Origin of the sequence: Rhodococcus sp. MS16 (genome assembly GCF_013277795.1) — a bacterium.
In the GTDB taxonomy this organism is placed as follows: domain Bacteria; phylum Actinomycetota; class Actinomycetes; order Mycobacteriales; family Mycobacteriaceae; genus Rhodococcus_F; species Rhodococcus_F globerula.
This window is the reverse complement of record NZ_VBTM01000001.1, coordinates 1,006,880-1,025,027: the sequence shown is the minus strand read 5'-3', so window position 1 is coordinate 1,025,027 and position 18,148 is coordinate 1,006,880. Positions and strand designations below refer to the sequence as shown.

Below are 18,148 nucleotides of genomic sequence, written 5' to 3'. Positions count from 1 at the left end.
TCACCGACACTTGTCGGTGGGTGTGTGGAGGATCTGGTTCACGGTTAGTTACTGTGACAGTTTCATAGAGTTACGGCGGTCATAGCGAAGGGGAAACGCCCGGTCCCATTCCGAACCCGGAAGCTAAGCCCTTCAGCGCCGATGGTACTGCACTCGACAGGGTGTGGGAGAGTAGGACACCGCCGAACACCCGTTAACCGAAAGGGGACCCAACATACTGGGTCCCCTTTCGTGCGTTGTATGAAAGGAAAGACTGTGTCGGAGAATGGCGACGAGCGTCGGTCCTTCCGTGGGGGAGGAGCGCCTCGTTCAGGTGGCCCCCGTCGTGACAACGACGGGCGTGGTCCCCGAAGCAGCGGTGGCGGCGACCGCCGCAGCGGCGGAGACAGAAGCGGCGGATCGCGTCGTGGCGGCGAGGGTGGATTTACCCCTCGTGGACGCGACGGTGACCGCAATCAGCGTCAGGCAGCACGCCCTGACGAACCCGATCTACCAGACAACGTAGAACCGACCGAACTTGATCCGGCTGTTCGTCGTGATCTGCTGAGCTTGGACAAGGACAACGCCAACACAGTTGCGCGTCACCTCGTCATGGCCGGCAAGTTGGTCGACGAAGATCCGGAACTTGCACTGCTCCATGCCCGTGCTGCCCGTCAGCGCGCCGGCCGAATCGCGGTTGTTCGTGAAGCTGCCGGAATCACTGCGTATCACGCCGGTGAATGGGCTGAAGCATTGTCCGAGCTGCGTGCAGCTCGTCGTATGGCCGGCGGTCCTGGACTTATTGCAGTGATGGCTGACTGCGAACGCGGATTGGGTCGCCCCGAGCGGGCGATCGAACTCGGTCGTAGTGACGAAGCCAAACTGCTGTCGGGTGATGAAGCGTCGGAGCTTCGGATGGTCGTAGCAGGCGCCCGGATGGATCTCGGCCAGTTCGATCAGGCCGTTGTCACCTTGCAGACTGCCGATCTTGATGCAAAGCGCACCGGTGCGTCTGCTGCCAGGCTGTTCTACGCCTACGCCGACGCACTTGTTGCGGCCGGCCGCGTCGAAGACGGTCTGAAGTGGTTCCTCAATGCTGCAGCAGCAGATCTCGAGGGCGATACGGATGCAGAAGAGCGGGTGGCGGAGCTGTCCGGAGAAGATCTGTGACGGTTCTTCGCAGCCAGTACGACGTACTTCTGCTCGATCTCGACGGGACGCTCTACGCGGGCGCTCACGCGATTCCTGGTACCCAGAGTGCTCTGGGCCAGGGATCGCAAGCGCTCTACTACGTGACCAACAACGCGAGCCGGTCGCCGTCGGACGTGTCTGCGCATCTGACCGAACTCGGCTTCGATTCTGTCGACGACCGGGTTGTGACAAGTTCACAGACGGCTGCCCGTTTGCTTGCCGAACGGGTCGCTCCCGGGTCTGCGGTCCTTGTTGTCGGCACCGAAGCGCTTGCCGACGAGGTGACTCGGGTCGGACTGCGTCCGGTTCGTGAGTTTGCCGAATCTCCAGTTGCCGTCGTACAGGGGCATTCGACCGCAACCGATTGGTCGATCCTCGCCGAGGCCTGCCTCGCAATTCGCGCAGGCGCACTGTGGGTGGCGGCCAATCTCGACACCACGCTGCCTTCCGAGCGTGGTTTGGTGCTCGGAAACGGTTCGATGGTCGCGGCGCTGCGCGCAGCGACCAAGGTAGAACCATTGGTGGCCGGCAAGCCCGCGGCCCCGCTCATGAACGATGCATTGCTCCGCAGCGGTTGCACCAAACCGTTGGTCGTCGGCGATCGCCTCGATACGGATATTGAAGGTGCGCATGCTGTTTCGATTGATTCGCTGCTTGTTCTGACCGGTGTCAGCACGCCCGCTGATGTTCTGCGCGCTCCACTCGAACAGCACCCCACCTACATTGCTGCAACCCTGGACGCACTGAACCAGCCTGCCGCATTGTCGAAGGTCGGCACCGACTCGAAGTGGACCATCTCCGCGTCCGGGACGGCACTGGTCGTGGACGGACCCATGGTGGGGGACGAGACGTCGCTGCTGCGCGCACTCGCTCCCGTGGCATGGGAACATCCGGCATTCGAAAACGTCGAGGCATCGAACGCCGATGTGCAACGCGTCGTAGATTCGTGGTTGGCGTAAATTCTCGCAAGAGTGTTCGACTCGCGGGGTGGGGATGTGTGCGCAACCAATGGTCATGCACTAGCGTTGTGCGCGATGAGCACCCCGATATCGAACAACAAAAACACGAGCCCCGGCACCGGTGTGCCTGGGCCGTCGCGAGGTGTTGACCCGGAGCGTATTCGGTCCGACGTCGACGCTTTGCTCGTGAGTCTCGGGCAACTCGATCAGGATCCGAACGATCAGCACGGAGCAGGCGTGATTCCACACAAGGCGCAATTACTGGAACAAGCACACGAGGTGCTGGTCCAAGCACTGGCGTCTGTGGACAGGGTCTGACATGGCACGTAGAGCACGCGTCGACGCTGAACTCGTTCGTCGTGGATTGGCACGTTCACGCGATCACGCACAAGAGTTGATCTCGGCCGGCCGGGTCCTCATCTCGGGCGCCGTTGCCACCAAACCGGCTACGGCCATCGAAGCCGGAACACCGCTGCGCGTGGTCGAGGTCGAGCAGGAAGTCTCTTGGGCCTCCCGCGGAGCACACAAACTGATTGGCGCTCTTGACACTTTCGGCGAATCAGGGCTGAGTGTCGAGGGGCGTCGCTGTCTGGACGCCGGTGCCTCGACCGGTGGATTTACCGACGTTCTGTTGACCCGCGGTGCCAAAGAAGTGGTTGCCGTCGACGTCGGATACGGCCAGTTGGTGTGGCGGCTGCAGTCGGACGAGCGGGTTCACGTCATCGACCGCACCAATGTCCGCGCTATCGACGCCGAGACCATCGGCGGGACCGTCGACATGATTGTTGCCGACCTCTCGTTCATTTCTCTCAAACTTGTACTCCCGGCATTTGTCGCGTGCACCGCTGACGGCGCTGATCTTGTTCCGATGGTGAAGCCGCAGTTCGAGGTCGGCAAGGATCGAGTCGGAGCAGGTGGGGTTGTTCGTGACCCTGAGCTTCGGATTTCCGCTGTCCTCGAAGTGTCCGAAGCTGCCGCCAAGGTGGGGTTACGTACCGCCGGTGTTGTTGCGAGTCCGCTGCCCGGCCCGTCCGGAAACGTCGAGTACTTCCTGTGGCTCAAGAAGGAAACCGAGCCGCAGGAGCAGGCTGACGATGCGCCGTCGGTCGAGGATCTTATCCGCAGAGCTGTAGAGGAAGGTCCGCAGTGAATGCAACTGCCGGGGGTGAGTCACGCGAGATTCTCCTGGTGGCACACCCGGGTCGCCGTGATATCGCCGAAACTGCCAGACGCGTCGGAAAGATCTTCGAGAGCGCGGGCATTGGCCTGCGGGTGCTGGTCGACGAAGCTGACAGCTCGCGTATCGAGGCAATGACTGCGCCTGAGGGATTCTCGGCGCCGGATCTTGATGTGACAGTTGTTCACCCAGGTCCCGAAGCGGCAGTCGGCTGCGAGATGGTTCTGGTTCTCGGCGGCGACGGCACCTTTCTCCGTGCCGCGGAGTTAGCTCAAGAAGCGTCGATTCCGGTTCTCGGAATCAACCTCGGACGCATCGGGTTCCTGGCGGAGACCGAGGCCGAGCATCTCGAAGAGGCTCTCGCGCAGGTAGTCCGCAAGGAATACCGCGTGGAACACCGCATGACGTTGGACGTCGTGATTCGCGTCGATGACGAGATCATCGATCGCGGGTGGGCTCTCAACGAGGCGAGTATCGAAAACCGCTCGCGCCTGGGCGTTCTCGAAGTGGTTCTCGAAGTTGACGGGCGGCCGGTGTCGGCATTCGGCTGCGACGGTGTGCTGGTGTCCACGCCGACAGGGTCGACGGCCTATGCGTTTTCTGCCGGTGGTCCGGTGGTGTGGCCGGAACTCGAAGCGCTACTTGTGGTTCCGAGCAACGCTCACGCACTGTTCGCGCGTCCACTCGTCACCAGTCCGGAGTCTCTGATCGCGGTGGAGACCGTTGCCGGCAGTCACGACGGGTTGGTGTTCTGCGACGGTCGCCGCACGCTGGAACTGCCTGCGGGTGGACGCGTCGAGATTGTTCGGGGTGCGACTCCGGTCAAGTGGGTACGACTGGATTCGGCGCCGTTTGCCGATCGGATGGTGCGGAAGTTTGAATTGCCGGTGACCGGGTGGCGGGGAAGGAAGCCTTAAAACGTGCTCGCAGAGATCCGAATCGACAGCCTGGGTGTGATCTCCGAGGCGTCAGCGCAATTCCACGAGGGATTGACCGTCCTGACCGGTGAGACCGGTGCGGGTAAGACGATGGTTGTCACCAGCCTGCACTTGCTCAGTGGTGCGCGAGCCGATGCCGGACGGGTGCGCTTGGGCGCCTCCCGCGCAGTTGTCGAGGGCAGGTTCGTCACGGACTTGTCGCCGGCGTCGGAACGAGAGATCGCGCGGATCCTCGAGTCGTCCGGAGCCGAGCGCGACGAGGACGGCAGCATCATCGCGGTCCGGACCGTCGGTAGCGACGGACGATCGCGAGCGCATCTCGGTGGTCGCAGCGTTCCGGCCGGTGTGCTCTCGGAGTTCACCGACCCGTTGTTGACCGTGCACGGCCAGAACGATCAGCTCCGCCTGCTTCGTCCCGACCAGCAGCGTAATGCTCTGGATCGCTTCGGCGACAAGACAATCGGAACGCTCCTGACGCGCTACCGGAAGCATCGTCGTGAATGGCTCGACGCTCGTTCGGAACTGATCGAACGCACATCCAAGGCCCGCGAACTGGCGCAGGAAGCAGATCAGCTGACCTTCGCGCTCAACGAAATCGACGGTGTTGCACCGGAACCGGGCGAGGACGCCACCATCGTGGCAGAGGTTCGGCGCCTCAGTGATCTGGATTCGTTGCGCTCGGCAGCCGAGGAAGCACATGCAGCGCTCGCCGGTAGTGACGACATGGCCAGTGCTGATGTCGGAGTCTCGCCCGCACTGGATCTGATGTCGGAGGCCAGGGCGCGGATCGAGTCCGTCGTCGATTCCGATTTGGACGGATTGGGTGCGCGGCTGGCCGATGCCATCGCGGTTGTCACCGATGTAGCCGGCGATCTCAATACCTACCTCGCTGGATTACCGTCTGATCCGGGTGCTCTGAACACACTGCTGTCACGTCAATCCGAACTGAAGACGCTGACGCGCAAGTATGCCGCTGACGTCGACGGAGTTCTGGAATGGGCCGACACTGCTCGTACTCGACTGTCCAAACTCGACGTATCGTCGGATGCTCTCGGATTGTTGAGCAAGCAGGTCGAGGAATCCGCCGCACTGACAGCAGATGCGGCCACCAAACTCAGCGCGGCGCGAGTGAAGGCGGCAGCAAAACTGTCGAAAGCCGTCAGCGCGGAATTGGCCGGACTGGCGATGGGCCGGGCCGGTTTGGAAGTCAGTGTTCGGCAGCAGGTTGCCGGTCCTCAGGATTCGGCTCCGCTGAACGTCGGGGGAGTGGAATTGCATGCCGGCTCCGGTGGCGTAGACGAGGTGGAGTTCCGGTTGTCGGCGCACAGCGGCGCTCCGTCGTTGCCGATCAGTAAAAGCGCGTCGGGCGGTGAACTCTCACGCGTGATGCTCGCCTTGGAAGTTGTTCTTGCCGGTAGCGACACGGGCGCGACGATGGTGTTCGACGAAGTGGACGCCGGAGTCGGTGGTCGTGCGGCCGTCGAGATCGGTCGCCGATTGGCCAAACTTGCTCGGACACATCAGGTGATTGTGGTGACGCACCTTCCGCAAGTGGCGGCATTCGCTGATACCCATCTCGTAGTCGACAAAGTCGACGACAAGGGCGGCGTCGTCAGCAGTGGTGTTCGGACACTCTCGGACAGCGATCGAGTCGTGGAACTGGCCCGGATGTTGGCCGGTTTGGACGATACTGAAACGGGTCGTGCGCACGCCGAGGAACTGTTGGAAATAGCCAATGCGGCACGCGTCACAGATTGAACAATACGTGGTGCAGTTGTGGTTGATGTGGTAGTTGGTTCGGCGCGCCTCCACCGATAGCGGCAGGTTCGGGTTCATCATCGAAGCCATGAAGATGCCCGCATTGCTCTCCCGTAACACCACGTCGTTGCCAGGGATCAGCGGCATCGCCAGGGTCGATCGGAATACGGCCAAGCTTTTACGCCGTGTCGGTCCCGGGGATATCGTCGTCCTGGACGAACTCGACATCGACAGGCGAACAGCCGACGCTCTGGTGAAAGCCGGAGTGCTCGCGGTTGTCAACGCATCGCCGTCCATCTCCGGTAGATACCCGAACCTCGGCCCGGAGGTGATCGTCGCCAACGGCATCGTCCTGATCGACGCGCCGGACGGCGAGGTATTCAAGTCGATCAAGGACGGCAGCAAGATTCGCCTGCACGAAGGCGAGGTCTTCAACGGAACAAAGAGCCTCCTCAAGGGTGAGGAACAGTCCGAGGCCGAGATCTCCGACCGGATGATCGAGGCAAAAACCGGGCTCGTCGACCACCTCGAAGCGTTCTCCGGCAACACAATCGAGTTCATCCGAACCGAGAGTCCGCTCCTCATCGACGGTATCGGCGTGCCAGACGTCGACATCAATCTCAAGGACCGCCATGTCGTGGTGGTGTCCGACGGGCCCGATCACGAGGCGGATCTCAAGAACCTCAAGCCGTTCATCAAGGAGTACTCGCCGATCATGATCGGCGTCGGTGCGGGCGCCGATGTACTGAGCAAAGCCGGCTACCGCCCCGACCTCATCGTGGGCGACCCGGAAGAAATCACCAGCGCCACTCTGAAGTCCGGCGCCGAGGTGGTTCTGCCTGCGGACCAGGACGGTCATGCTGCCGGTCTTTCGCGTATCCAGGATCTCGGCATCGGAGCGATGACGTTCCCGGCAACGGGGTCACCGACGGATCTGGCTTTGTTGCTTGCGGACCATCATGGCGCGTCGCTGATCGTGACGGTCGGTAACGTCGTCTCGCTCGACGAATTCTTCGATCGTGCTCGCCGCGAAAGCAATCCGTCGGCGTTCATGACCAGACTCAAGGTCGGTCCGAAACTTGTCGACGCCAAAGCCGTCGCAACGCTGTATCGCAGTCGGGTATCCGGGGGAGCTATTGCTCTTCTGGTGCTCGCCGCACTGGTCGCGGTGATCGTCGCGCTGGTCGTATCCAATGCCGGTAGTGAAGTTCTCGACTGGGCAATCGCAACATGGAACAGCTTTGCGCTGTGGGTTCAGGGGCTCTTCAAGTGATTTCTATGCGTCAACACGCAATTTCGATTGCGGCTATTTTCTTGGCACTCGCCATCGGCGTTGTTCTGGGATCCGGAATGTTGTCGAGTGGGCTGCTCTCCGGCCTGCGCGACGACAAGGCTGATCTGCAGAACGAGATCGAAAATCTTAACGAACAGAACAATCATCTCGAAGAGCAACTCAACTCCGCCGACGGTTTCGACTCGGCAGTGGGCGGACGCGTCGTACGTGATTCTCTCGCCGGTCGGACCGTTGTGCTGGTGACCGCACCCGACGCTGATCCGAGCGATCTGGACGGTGTCACGCGATTGATCGCGGCATCGGGCGGCGCCGTGACGGGTCGCGTGTCGTTGACGGATTCGTTTGCCGATGCCAGCGGCGGTGACCGTCTGCGGACGGTCGTGAACAACGTGATCCCCGCGGGCATCACTCTCAAGACGGGAGCGGTCGACCAGGGAAGCCTCGCCGGTGACCTGCTCGGATCAGTCCTCTTGCTCAACGGATCGACCAGCGAGCCGCAGAGCACACCGGACGAGCTGAATCTGGCTCTCGACACGTTGCGCAGCGCAGGTTTCGTCACGTACGACGGCGCCGTCAAGCCGGCTCAGCTCGCGGTGGTCCTCACGGGCGACAACGCATCGGACGACGGGGCCTCCGGTAATCGCGGCGCCGTGATCGCCCGCTTTGCCGGTGCGCTGGACGGACGCGGCGCAGGAACGGTCCTGGCGGGTCGACCGGGCTCGGCCGATGGCAATGGTCCGATTGCGGTTGTACGGGCCGATGCGGCGCTCTCAGCGGGTCTGACGACTATCGACAACGTTGATCGTGAAGCCGGGAAGATCACTACCTCGCTGGCTTTGCAAGAGCAGTTGAACGGCGGAGCAGGGCGGTACGGAACCGGCCCGGGAGCCGCGGCGATCACCGTCGGTGCACCCGCGAGTTGATACCCCGGTCACATCGTGGGGCGAAACTCGGCGCGTAGTAGGCGTCGGGGCCCCATAGGTGTTACCGTGAAATCCCGTGGGTCGGCAGGCCCCAGCATTGCTTCAACAGACCAAGCCCTGCACAGTCGTCACGGGAGCCCCTTTTGCCACAGTCACGCAACACCACGCGTACCGCCACCAAGCACATCTTCGTCAGCGGAGGTGTTGCTTCTTCGCTCGGTAAAGGTTTGACCGCCTCCAGTTTGGGACAGTTGCTCACCGCGCGGGGCATGCGCGTGACCATGCAGAAACTCGATCCCTATCTCAATGTGGATCCGGGCACCATGAATCCGTTCCAGCACGGTGAAGTGTTTGTCACCGAAGACGGCGCGGAGACCGACCTCGACGTCGGACACTACGAACGCTTCCTCGATCGCGATCTCTCGGGTCAGGCCAATGTCACCACCGGCCAGGTGTATTCGACGGTTATCGCCAAGGAGCGACGCGGCGAGTACCTGGGCGACACCGTTCAGGTCATCCCGCACATCACCGACGAAATCAAGCGACGCATCCTCGAGATGAGCGGCCCGGATCTGCAGGGCGTGCGCCCCGACGTCGTCATCACCGAAATCGGTGGAACTGTCGGCGACATCGAATCGCAGCCGTTCCTCGAAGCCGCCCGTCAGGTCCGCCACGACGTCGGCCGCGACAACGTGTTCTTCCTGCACGTCTCCCTCGTGCCGTTCCTCGGCCCGTCCGGAGAACTCAAGACCAAGCCGACGCAGCACTCGGTTGCGTCGTTGCGCAGCATCGGCATTCAGCCCGACGCGCTCATCCTTCGTTGCGACCGTGACGTCCCGCAGGGCCTCAAGAACAAGATCGCCCTGATGTGCGACGTCGACGTCGACGCCTGCATCTCCACTCCCGACGCGCCGTCGATTTACGACATCCCGAAGGTTCTGCACCGCGAGGGCCTCGACGCGTACGTCGTGCGTCAGTTGGGTCTGCCCTTCCGTGACGTCGATTGGACCGTATGGGGCGATCTGCTCGATCGGGTTCACCAGCCGCGTGAGACCGTCCGAGTTGCGTTGGTCGGCAAGTATGTCGACCTGCCGGACGCGTACCTGTCGGTGACCGAGGCTCTGCGTGCGGGCGGCTTCGCCAATCGTTCCAAGGTCGAGATCTCGTGGGTTGCTTCCGACGAGTGCGAGACCGAAGCAGGTGCTCAGGCCGCACTCGGCGACGTCGACGCCATTCTGATCCCCGGCGGCTTCGGCATCCGCGGTATCGAAGGCAAACTCGGCGCGATCCGGTACTCCCGCGCACGCAAGCTCCCGCTGCTCGGTATCTGCCTCGGTCTGCAGTGTGTTGTCATCGAAGCCGCACGCAGCGTCGGTTTGACGGACGCCAACTCGGCTGAATTCGAACCGGACACCAAGTACCCCGTCATCTCCACGATGGCCGATCAGGAAGACGTGATCGCCGGCGAGGCCGACCTCGGTGGCACGATGCGTCTGGGTGCGTACCCGGCAGTGCTGACCAAGGGTTCGGTTGCGGCGCAGGCTTACGGAACCGAAAATGTGTCCGAGCGTCACCGTCACCGCTTCGAGGTCAACAACACCTACCGTGAGCAGATTGCCAAGTCCGGCTTGAAGTTCAGCGGTACGTCGCCCGACGGCTATCTCGTCGAGTTCGTCGAGTACCCGCGCGAGCAGCACCCGTTCTTCGTTGCAACGCAGGCACACCCGGAACTCAAGAGCCGCCCGACGCGTCCGCACCCGCTGTTCTCGGCGTTCATCGATGCGGCGTTGAAGTACAAGCTCGAAGAGCGTCTGCCCGTTGACGTTCACGCCGAGAAGACCATCGACACCGCAGCAACCGAGACCGAACTCGATGCCGTCACCGAATCTTCGGAAAAGGTCTAGCAATCACATGAGCGACCCCGGTCGGCACGAATTCGACACCCTCGACTCCACCACGATCTACACCGGCGCGATCATCGCGCTGCGTAAGGACTCCGTGGTGATGCCAGGAGGTCAGCGCGCCGACCGGGAGGTCGTCGAACACCACGGCGCTGTTGCGGTGGTGGCGATCGACGCCGACGACAATCTTGTTCTGATTCATCAGTACCGGCATCCGCTCGGTCATCGGTTGTGGGAGATCCCGGCCGGTCTTCTCGACGCACCTGGCGAGAGTCCGTTGGACGCGGCCGCGCGTGAGTTGGGCGAAGAAACCGGACTCGGCGCTGATCGTTGGTCCGTGCTTGTCGACGTTGCGCTCTCGCCGGGGTTCACCGACGAAGCTGTGCGAGTTTTCCTCGCAGAGGGGTTGCACGACGTCGACCGGGAAGATCCCGAACACGAAGAGGCGGACCTGCAGATTGCGCGGGTGCCGTTGGCGAAGGCCGTCGACATGGCCTTGCGCGGCGATCTGGTGAACGCCACCGCGGTGTCCGGCATCATGGCGCTGGCGGCAGCACGCGCTGTCGGCACAGAGTTGCGACCAGCCGACGCTCCGTGGCCGGACCGTCCGACCGCCTTCGGAGAACGCAAGTCCAGGGCCTGAAATGCTTGCCAGACAGGTGGATTCATTTCTGGACCACCTAGCGGTCGAGCGGGGATCCGCTCGCAATACTCTTCTCTCGTACCGCCGGGATCTGTATCGATACGTCGAATTCCTCAATGCCAGGGGCATCGACAATGTCTCGCGAGTTGCTGAAAACGACATCACGGAATTCGTGACGAATTTGCGGCTGGGGGACAAGGACGCCGGAATTGTCGCGTTGGCACCGAGTTCTGCCGCGCGGACCCTGATCGCTGTACGCGGTTTCCACAAGTTCTCGACCGCTGAAGGACTCACAACGGTCGACGTGGCCCGGGCAGTCAAACCGCCGACCCCCGGACGCAAACTCCCCAAAGCGCTTCCGCTCGACCAGATCATCGCGCTATTGGAAGCGTCCGGTGGTGGCGCAGCCGGAGACGGTCCCCGGGATCTGAGGGATCGCGCACTCCTGGAACTGCTTTACTCCACCGGAGCTCGTATCTCGGAAGCCATCGACCTCGATGTCGACGACATCGACACCCACTCTCGATCCGTTGTGCTCCACGGCAAGGGCGGAAAGCAACGCGTGGTGCCCATCGGTCGGCCCGCGATCGAGGCCGTCGACGCTTATCTTGTGCGTGGCCGGCCCGCACTGGCTACCAGGGGCTTGCCTGCCCTGTTCCTCAACGCGCGAGGTGGACGGTTGTCCCGGCAGAGTGCCTGGCAGATCCTTCAGGACTCGGCGGCTGCCGCAGGAATCACGGCTGACGTTTCGCCCCACACGCTGCGACATTCCTTTGCCACACACCTACTGGACGGCGGTGCCGACGTTCGTGTTGTGCAGGAACTTCTGGGCCACGCGTCGGTCACCACAACCCAGATCTACACCTTGGTCACCGTCACAGCGCTACGTGAAGTGTGGGCGCAAGCACACCCCCGGGCGCGCTAGCCGTCTGCGTGTAATGCGTGTTGCGTGAGAAATCGGAGAAATAAGCGGTAGCGTTCAAGGCGCGCGAGCGACTCTTGTGAGTATTCAGCCTGTCGGAATTCGGTATTGCCGGGTATTCCACGGGTTGCCGGCGCCGAGAGCAACCGTCGAAAGAACAGGGGAGCATCGGACCGTGTCGACATCGCAGCGAGCAGCGGCGGAGTCAGCGCCGCCGTATGTCACAACCCAGTACCTCGACCCCTCTACCGAACCTGCCCCTGCCGCCGATTCCGAGGCGATATTCGACCTACCGACCTCGTCGGACACTGCGTCAGTCGAAGAACTCGGACCGACCGGTAGGCCGGTACGAGAAGTCCCGATGCCGACCCCGTTGCCGCACCACGGTCCCGCGATGATCATCGCGATGTGTAACCAGAAGGGTGGCGTCGGCAAGACGACGTCCACGATCAATCTGGGGGCGGCGTTGGCGGAGTACGGCCGCCGCGTGCTGTTGGTCGATCTGGACCCGCAGGGCGCACTGTCCGCAGGGTTGGGTGTGCAGCACCATGATCTGGAACTGACGGTTCACAACCTGCTCGTCGAACCGCGTGTGTCCATCGACGACGTGCTGATGCGCACCCGGATCGACGGACTGGATCTGCTGCCGAGCAATATCGATCTGTCGGCGGCCGAGATTCAGCTGGTTACCGAAGTGGGACGTGAACAGACGCTGGGTCGCGTTTTGCATCCGGTTCTGGATCGATACGACTACGTCCTGATCGACTGCCAGCCGTCGCTCGGTCTGCTGACGGTCAATGCCTTGGCCTGCGCTGATTCGGTGATCATTCCGATGGAATGCGAGTACTTCAGCCTGCGCGGTCTGGCGCTGCTCAACGACACCGTCGAAAAGGTTCACGACCGGCTCAATTCCAAACTCGAGTTGGCCGGTATCGTCGTCACGATGTTCGACTCGCGCACACTCCACGCCCGTGAGGTGATGGCGCGCGTCGTCGAGGTGTTCGGCGACGTTGTCTACGACACCGTGATCAACCGCACCGTGCGTTTCCCCGAAACCAGCGTGGCCGGCGAGCCGATCACCACCTGGGCACCCAAATCTGCCGGAGCCGAGGCGTATCGGGCGCTGGCCCGCGAAGTAATCCACCGGTCTGGTCGTTAGTGAAACTGATTCCACCGCAAGAAGATTCATCCCCAGCAGTTGCAGAGTTTCGCGTAACACTTCGTAACTTCGAAGGGCCGTTCGATCTGCTGCTTTCCCTGATCAACCAACGCCAACTCGACGTCACCGAGATAGCGCTGCACACCGTCACCGACGATTTCATCGCGTACACCCGGCAACTCGGCAGTGCGATGGGGCTCGATCAGACGACGGAGTTTCTTGTTGTCGCCGCGACACTTCTCGATCTGAAAGCCGCCAGGCTCCTGCCGGCAGGAGAAGTCGAGGACGCCGAGGATCTTGCTCTGCTCGAAGCCCGCGACCTTCTTTTTGCCAGGCTCCTTCAGTACCGCGCCTACAAGCAAGTTGCGACGCTGTTCGGTGAACTCGAGGAAGCAGCATTGCGGCGATACCCCCGCTCCGTTGCCGTCGAGGACCAGTTCGCCGATCTCCTTCCCGAAGTGCTGCTCGGAGTGGATTCGCACAAGTTCGCCGAGATCGCCGCAGCCGTTTTCGCACCCCGGCCGGTGCCCACAGTCAGCCTCGATCACCTGCATGTGTCCAATATCTCGATCCCCGAACAAGCGGAGTTCATCCTCGAACTACTGCGTGCCCGCGGCACAGGGGAGTGGGTACCGTTTCCGGACCTGATCGAGGACTGTGACGACGCCGCCCCGATTGTCGCCCGCTTCCTGGCGCTGCTCGAGCTGTACCGTCGGCGCACCATTGCCTTTGACCAACCCGAGCCGCTCGGGCCACTGCTCGTTACCTGGACAGGCGAGGAATCAACACCCGTCACCGAGGAGGACTACCGATGAGTCTCTATCCCGCCGCGACGGAATCTGTGCAGGTAGAAGACTCCGGTGAGGGTGATTCGGCTCTCGCTTTCGAGCTGGACGACACTCAACTCGACGCTGTGCTCGAGTCGCTGCTGCTCGTAGTCGATTCACCGGCGGAGGTGGCGCAACTTGCCTCCGTGACCGGTACCGATCCGGCTCGCGTCGAGCAGCGACTGCAACTGATGTCGGCTGCACTTACCGCCCGTGGCAGCGGCATAGACCTGCGATACGCAGGCGACGGATGGCGTTTCTACACGCGGCAAGAATTCGCCCCCTACGTCGAACGGCTGTTGCTGGACGGCGCACGTACCAAACTGACCCGCGCAGCATTGGAAACTTTGGCGATAGTCGCATACCGTGGACCGTTGACTCGTGCGCGGATCAGTGCAGTACGAGGCGTCAACGTGGACGGGGTGGTACGCACACTCCTCGCCCGCGGACTGATCGCGGAAGCCGGGCCAGACCCGGACACCAACGCGACACGGTACTCCACAACCGAACTGTTCCTCGAACGGCTCGGATTGAGCTCGCTGAGCGATCTCCCGGAGTTGGCACCGCTTTTGCCTGATGTCGACCTGATCGACGACATCAGCGAAAGCCTCGAATCCGATCCGCGATTTGCGAGAATGAACAAGGCCGACGTGCCCACCGACGTGGTGGACACCGAAGTCGACGACGACTGACGGGGAAAACCCGCCGTCGTCAGCAGAAAGAAAAGACCCGACCACAGTCGGGAAACAGCTGAAAACTGACAGGAAAAAAGTGAACAATCCCGCTCGCCGAGATGGCACACCGGACCGTAACAACTCCCGCGACACCCGCGGCGCACGCAGCGATGCCCCCCGCGGTGGTCGTAGCGACAGCCCCCGTGGTGGACGCAGTGACGCCCCCCGTGGCGCACGCAGCGAAGCCCCGCGTGGTGGACGCAGCAACACTTCCCGCGGTACTTCCGGATACGACCGCAATGCCGGATCCGACCGCCCCCGCACGGATGACCGTCGCGGTGGATTCAATGATGATCGGCGCCCCCCGCGCAGTGATGATCGTCGCCCTCCGCGCAGTGATGATCGTCGTCCCGCACGTAGTGATGATCGTCGTCCCGCACGGACCGACGACCGTCGTGGTGGTTACAACGACGACCGTCGTCCGGCACGCACCGACGACCGTCGTGGTGGCTACAACGACGACCGTCGTCCGGCACGCACCGACGACCGTCGTGGTGGCTACAACGATGACCGCCGAGGCCCGCGCAATGACGATCGTCGCGGCCCCCGCAGCGATGACCGTCGTACCCCTCACGTTGATGCCCGTCGCGCACCGCGCGGTGGTGCTGACCGTCGCAGCGACGATCAGCGCGGCGCACGCCCCGAGGCCCCTCGCGGCACTGCCTGGGCAAACGCTCCTCGTGGATCCAAATTCGACGGACCTCCGCGCAAGCGCCCGGCAGCCCCGACACCGGCGGCAACCAACAAGCGTGGCAAGCCGAAGACGGAGAAGCCGCAGCGCGTCGTCTCCCAGAACCCGTTGGTGTCCAACGCCAAGCCGGCGCGTCATCAGCACGCCGAGGTCACCAAGCACGACGGCCCGCCGAAGGGCGACGGCGTCCGCTTGCAGAAGGTGCTGGCTCAGGCCGGCGTCGCATCACGTCGTGCAGCAGAAGAACTGATCGACCAGGGTCGCGTCGAGGTCGACGGCCGCATCGTGGTGGAGCAGGGTCTGCGTGTTGATCCCGAGAACGCAGTAGTCCGCGTCGACGGCGTTCGTGTTGTCGTGCAGAAGGACCTCGTCTACTTGGCAATGAACAAGCCGCGTGGATGGCAGTGCACCATGTCTGACGACCTCGGTCGCCCGTGTGTCGGCGACATCGTCTCCGAGCGCGTTCAGTCCGGTCAGCGACTGTTCCACGTCGGCCGTCTCGACGCCGACACCGAGGGCTTGCTCCTCTTCACCAACGACGGCGATCTGGCCCACCGCCTGATGCACCCGTCGTTCGAGGTTCCGAAGACGTACCTCGCCACGGTTCACGGCGTTGTCGAGCGCAGCACCGGTAAGCAGTTGCGTGACGGTGTCACCCTCGACGACGGTCCGGCCAAGGTGGACGCGTTCACCGTGCTCGAGATCAACGAGGGCAAGACGCTCGTCAAGCTCGTTCTGCACGAAGGCCGCAAGCACATCGTGCGTCGCCTCCTCGATGCGGTCGGTCACCCCGTTGTCCGTCTGGTTCGCACCAACGTCGGCGTTGTCGCTCTCGGCGATCAGCGTCCGGGAACGCAGCGCGTACTCGGTCGTAGCGAGGTCGGTGGACTGTACGAGGCGGTCGGCCTGTGACCGATTCGTCCATGCCGCTGGTGGTCGCGATGGACGGACCGTCCGGAACCGGCAAGTCCAGCGTCTCCCGTGCGTTGGCGCAGCGTTTGGGCGCCCGCTACCTCGACACCGGAGCTATCTACCGGATCGCGACCCTGCACGTGCTGCGTCAGGGAATCGATCTGACTGACGCTGCGGCGATCACCGCTGCGGTTGCGGCGTTGCCCTGGTCCATCGGTACCGATCCGAGCAACGAGCAGGTGCATCTCGACGGCGCGGACGTCAGCGAGGAGATCCGCGGCGACGCGGTGACCAAGGCTGTCTCCGCTGTGTCCGCCGTGCCCGAGGTTCGCGACTTGCTGGTTGCCGCTCAGCGTGAGTTGGCGGCGGGCGCAGAGCGGATCGTCGTCGAAGGACGCGACATCGGAACCGTCGTACTCCCTGATGCGGACGTCAAGATCTTCTTGACCGCATCGGCGGAAACCCGTGCGGCACGGCGCAATACGCAGAATGTCGGCCAAGGCCGCGAAGACAATTACGAAGCGGTGCTGGCTGATGTGCAGCGCCGTGACCATCTCGATTCGACTCGGGCAGTGTCGCCGTTGCGCCCTGCCGAGGATTCCATCCTGGTGGATACGAGCGAATTGGGCATTGAAGATGTGATCGCCAAGCTGCTGTTGGTGGTCAGCGACAGAACTGGAGCAGTGCAGTGAGCGACGATCTGGTAACCGAATTTGCCGGCGACGGAACCTGGTCCGAGGAATCGGAGTGGGACTACGCCGATCTCGAAGCGGACGGCGAAGGCGAAGCGCACATTGCCGTCCCGACCTTGGCTGTTGTCGGTCGACCGAACGTCGGCAAGTCGACGCTCGTGAACCGCATCATCGGCCGCCGTGAAGCGGTAGTCGAGGACATCCCCGGCGTTACCCGTGACCGTGTCTCGTACGAGGCGAACTGGGCCGGCCGACGCTTCCTCGTCCAGGACACCGGCGGATGGGAGCCCGACGCAAAGGGCCTTCAGCAGGCCGTTGCTCGGCAGGCCGAGTTGGCCATGGGAACGGCTGACGCCATTCTCCTGGTCGTCGACGCTGTTGTCGGCGCCACCGCGACCGACGAAGCGGTCGCTCGCGTGCTGCGTCGTTCCAAGACTCCGGTCATCCTCGTTGCCAACAAGGTGGACGACGGACGCACCGAGTCCGAGGTCGCCGCACTGTGGTCCTTGGGCCTCGGTCAGCCGTACTCCGTGAGTGCGACGCACGGCCGCGGTACCGGCGACCTGCTCGACGAGGTTCTGGAGAAGCTTCCGGAAACCCCGCGTGAAGGCATCCCCGGCGGCGGCCCGCGTCGTGTTGCTCTGGTCGGAAAGCCGAACGTCGGAAAGTCCAGCCTGCTCAACAAGCTGTCCGGCGACGAGCGGTCCGTCGTACACAACGTTGCCGGCACCACCGTCGACCCGGTCGACTCGATCGTCGAACTCGGTGGGCGCCCTTGGCGTTTCGTCGACACGGCTGGTCTGCGTAAGCGCGTCAGCCATGCCAGCGGCGCCGAGTTCTATGCGTCGCTGCGCACGAAGAGCGCGATCGAGGCCGCTGAGGTCGCGATCCTGCTCATCGACGCACACGAGCCGATCACCGAGCAGGACCTGCGTGTTCTGAGCATGGTGGCTGACACGGGTCGCGCATTGGTGATCGCATTCAACAAGTGGGACCTCGTGGACGAGGACCGTCGACTCATGCTGGACAAGGAAGTGGACCGCGATTTGGTCCGCGTTCCATGGGCTCAGCGAGTCAACATCTCCGCCCACACCGGTCGCGCCGTGGCGAAGCTCGTCCCTGCGCTCGACACGGCTCTCGAGTCTTGGGACAAGCGCATCCCCACGGGTCGCCTGAACACCTGGCTCAAGGAAGTTGTGGCAGCAACTCCGCCGCCGATGCGTGGTGGTCGCCTGCCTCGCATCATGTTCGCGACGCAGGCAAGCACACGCCCGCCGACCTTCGTTCTCTTCACCACAGGCTTCCTCGAGGCCGGTTACCGCCGGTTCATCGAGCGGCGTCTGCGTGAAGAGTTCAACTTCGACGGCAGCCCGATCCGCGTATCCGTCCGAGTGCGCGAGAAGCGGGACCGTAAGAGCCGCTAGTTTCTGCGTCCAAACAGTACTAAA

General features: G+C 62.9%; 17 protein-coding genes and 1 rRNA gene. All 18 read left to right on the top strand.

Features of this window, described 5'->3' with window-relative positions:
* Positions 1-71: 71 nt before the first annotated feature.
* The 18 genes from rrf (at position 72) to der (ending at position 18,124) form a co-directional block, all read left to right on the top strand.
* A 5S ribosomal RNA gene (rrf, locus tag FEZ60_RS04660) occupies positions 72-188 on the top strand.
* Between the two features lie 67 nt (positions 189-255).
* The gene (locus FEZ60_RS04655; RefSeq protein WP_245006025.1) at positions 256-1,149 is read left to right on the top strand and encodes a hypothetical protein; all 894 of its coding nucleotides are present in this window, start codon (positions 256-258) and stop codon (positions 1,147-1,149) included.
* Positions 1,146-2,129, top strand: coding sequence for an HAD hydrolase-like protein (locus tag FEZ60_RS04650; RefSeq protein ID WP_045067875.1), 984 nt, complete (start codon positions 1,146-1,148; stop codon positions 2,127-2,129). The genes FEZ60_RS04655 and FEZ60_RS04650 overlap by 4 nt, the downstream gene beginning before the upstream one ends.
* 75 nt (positions 2,130-2,204) lie before the next feature.
* The gene (locus tag FEZ60_RS04645) at positions 2,205-2,447 is read left to right on the top strand and encodes a hypothetical protein (protein WP_033231881.1); all 243 of its coding nucleotides are present in this window, start codon (positions 2,205-2,207) and stop codon (positions 2,445-2,447) included.
* Position 2,448: 1 nt separating this feature from the next.
* The gene (locus tag FEZ60_RS04640; RefSeq protein ID WP_172935598.1) at positions 2,449-3,279 is read left to right on the top strand and encodes a TlyA family RNA methyltransferase; all 831 of its coding nucleotides are present in this window, start codon (positions 2,449-2,451) and stop codon (positions 3,277-3,279) included.
* Complete coding sequence (locus FEZ60_RS04635) at positions 3,276-4,223, top strand: NAD kinase (protein WP_033231883.1); 948 nt, start codon at positions 3,276-3,278, stop codon at positions 4,221-4,223. The genes FEZ60_RS04640 and FEZ60_RS04635 overlap by 4 nt, the downstream gene beginning before the upstream one ends.
* 3 nt (positions 4,224-4,226) lie before the next feature.
* The gene (gene recN / locus FEZ60_RS04630) at positions 4,227-6,002 is read left to right on the top strand and encodes a DNA repair protein RecN (protein ID WP_045067873.1); all 1,776 of its coding nucleotides are present in this window, start codon (positions 4,227-4,229) and stop codon (positions 6,000-6,002) included.
* A gap of 88 nt (positions 6,003-6,090) precedes the next feature.
* Positions 6,091-7,275: a putative cytokinetic ring protein SteA gene (steA, locus tag FEZ60_RS04625; RefSeq protein ID WP_033232172.1), complete on the top strand. Its 1,185-nt coding sequence runs from the start codon at positions 6,091-6,093 to the stop codon at positions 7,273-7,275.
* Complete coding sequence (locus tag FEZ60_RS04620; protein ID WP_172935597.1) at positions 7,272-8,219, top strand: copper transporter; 948 nt, start codon at positions 7,272-7,274, stop codon at positions 8,217-8,219. Before steA ends, FEZ60_RS04620 begins: the two co-directional genes overlap by 4 nt.
* A 143-nt stretch (positions 8,220-8,362) precedes the next feature.
* Positions 8,363-10,123 carry a CTP synthase gene (locus tag FEZ60_RS04615; protein ID WP_172935596.1) on the top strand — a complete coding sequence of 587 codons (1,761 nt, stop codon included), beginning with the start codon at positions 8,363-8,365 and terminating at the stop codon, positions 10,121-10,123.
* A 7-nt stretch (positions 10,124-10,130) separates the two neighbouring features.
* A complete protein-coding gene (locus tag FEZ60_RS04610) occupies positions 10,131-10,763 on the top strand; it encodes an NUDIX hydrolase (RefSeq protein ID WP_045067870.1) in 633 nt (210 codons plus the stop codon).
* A 1-nt stretch (position 10,764) separates the two neighbouring features.
* Positions 10,765-11,688, top strand: a complete 924-nt coding sequence (xerD, locus tag FEZ60_RS04605; protein ID WP_092807649.1) for a site-specific tyrosine recombinase XerD — start codon at positions 10,765-10,767, stop codon at positions 11,686-11,688.
* Positions 11,689-11,860: 172 nt separating this feature from the next.
* A complete protein-coding gene (locus FEZ60_RS04600) occupies positions 11,861-12,844 on the top strand; it encodes a ParA family protein (RefSeq protein WP_095886393.1) in 984 nt (327 codons plus the stop codon).
* On the top strand, positions 12,844-13,659 hold the full coding sequence (locus tag FEZ60_RS04595) for a segregation/condensation protein A (protein WP_051730308.1): 816 nt from the start codon (positions 12,844-12,846) through the stop codon (positions 13,657-13,659). Before FEZ60_RS04600 ends, FEZ60_RS04595 begins: the two co-directional genes overlap by 1 nt.
* Entirely contained in the window at positions 13,656-14,363 is a 708-nt protein-coding gene (gene scpB, locus FEZ60_RS04590; protein ID WP_172935595.1) for an SMC-Scp complex subunit ScpB, read from the top strand. Before FEZ60_RS04595 ends, scpB begins: the two co-directional genes overlap by 4 nt.
* Before the next feature lie 79 nt (positions 14,364-14,442).
* Positions 14,443-16,008 carry a pseudouridine synthase gene (locus FEZ60_RS04585; RefSeq protein ID WP_172935594.1) on the top strand — a complete coding sequence of 522 codons (1,566 nt, stop codon included), beginning with the start codon at positions 14,443-14,445 and terminating at the stop codon, positions 16,006-16,008.
* 11 nt (positions 16,009-16,019) lie between these two features.
* The gene (gene cmk / locus FEZ60_RS04580) at positions 16,020-16,700 is read left to right on the top strand and encodes a (d)CMP kinase (protein WP_172935640.1); all 681 of its coding nucleotides are present in this window, start codon (positions 16,020-16,022) and stop codon (positions 16,698-16,700) included.
* Positions 16,697-18,124: a ribosome biogenesis GTPase Der gene (der, locus tag FEZ60_RS04575; protein WP_033231894.1), complete on the top strand. Its 1,428-nt coding sequence runs from the start codon at positions 16,697-16,699 to the stop codon at positions 18,122-18,124. The genes cmk and der overlap by 4 nt, the downstream gene beginning before the upstream one ends.
* The last annotated feature ends 24 nt before the right edge of the window (positions 18,125-18,148 follow it).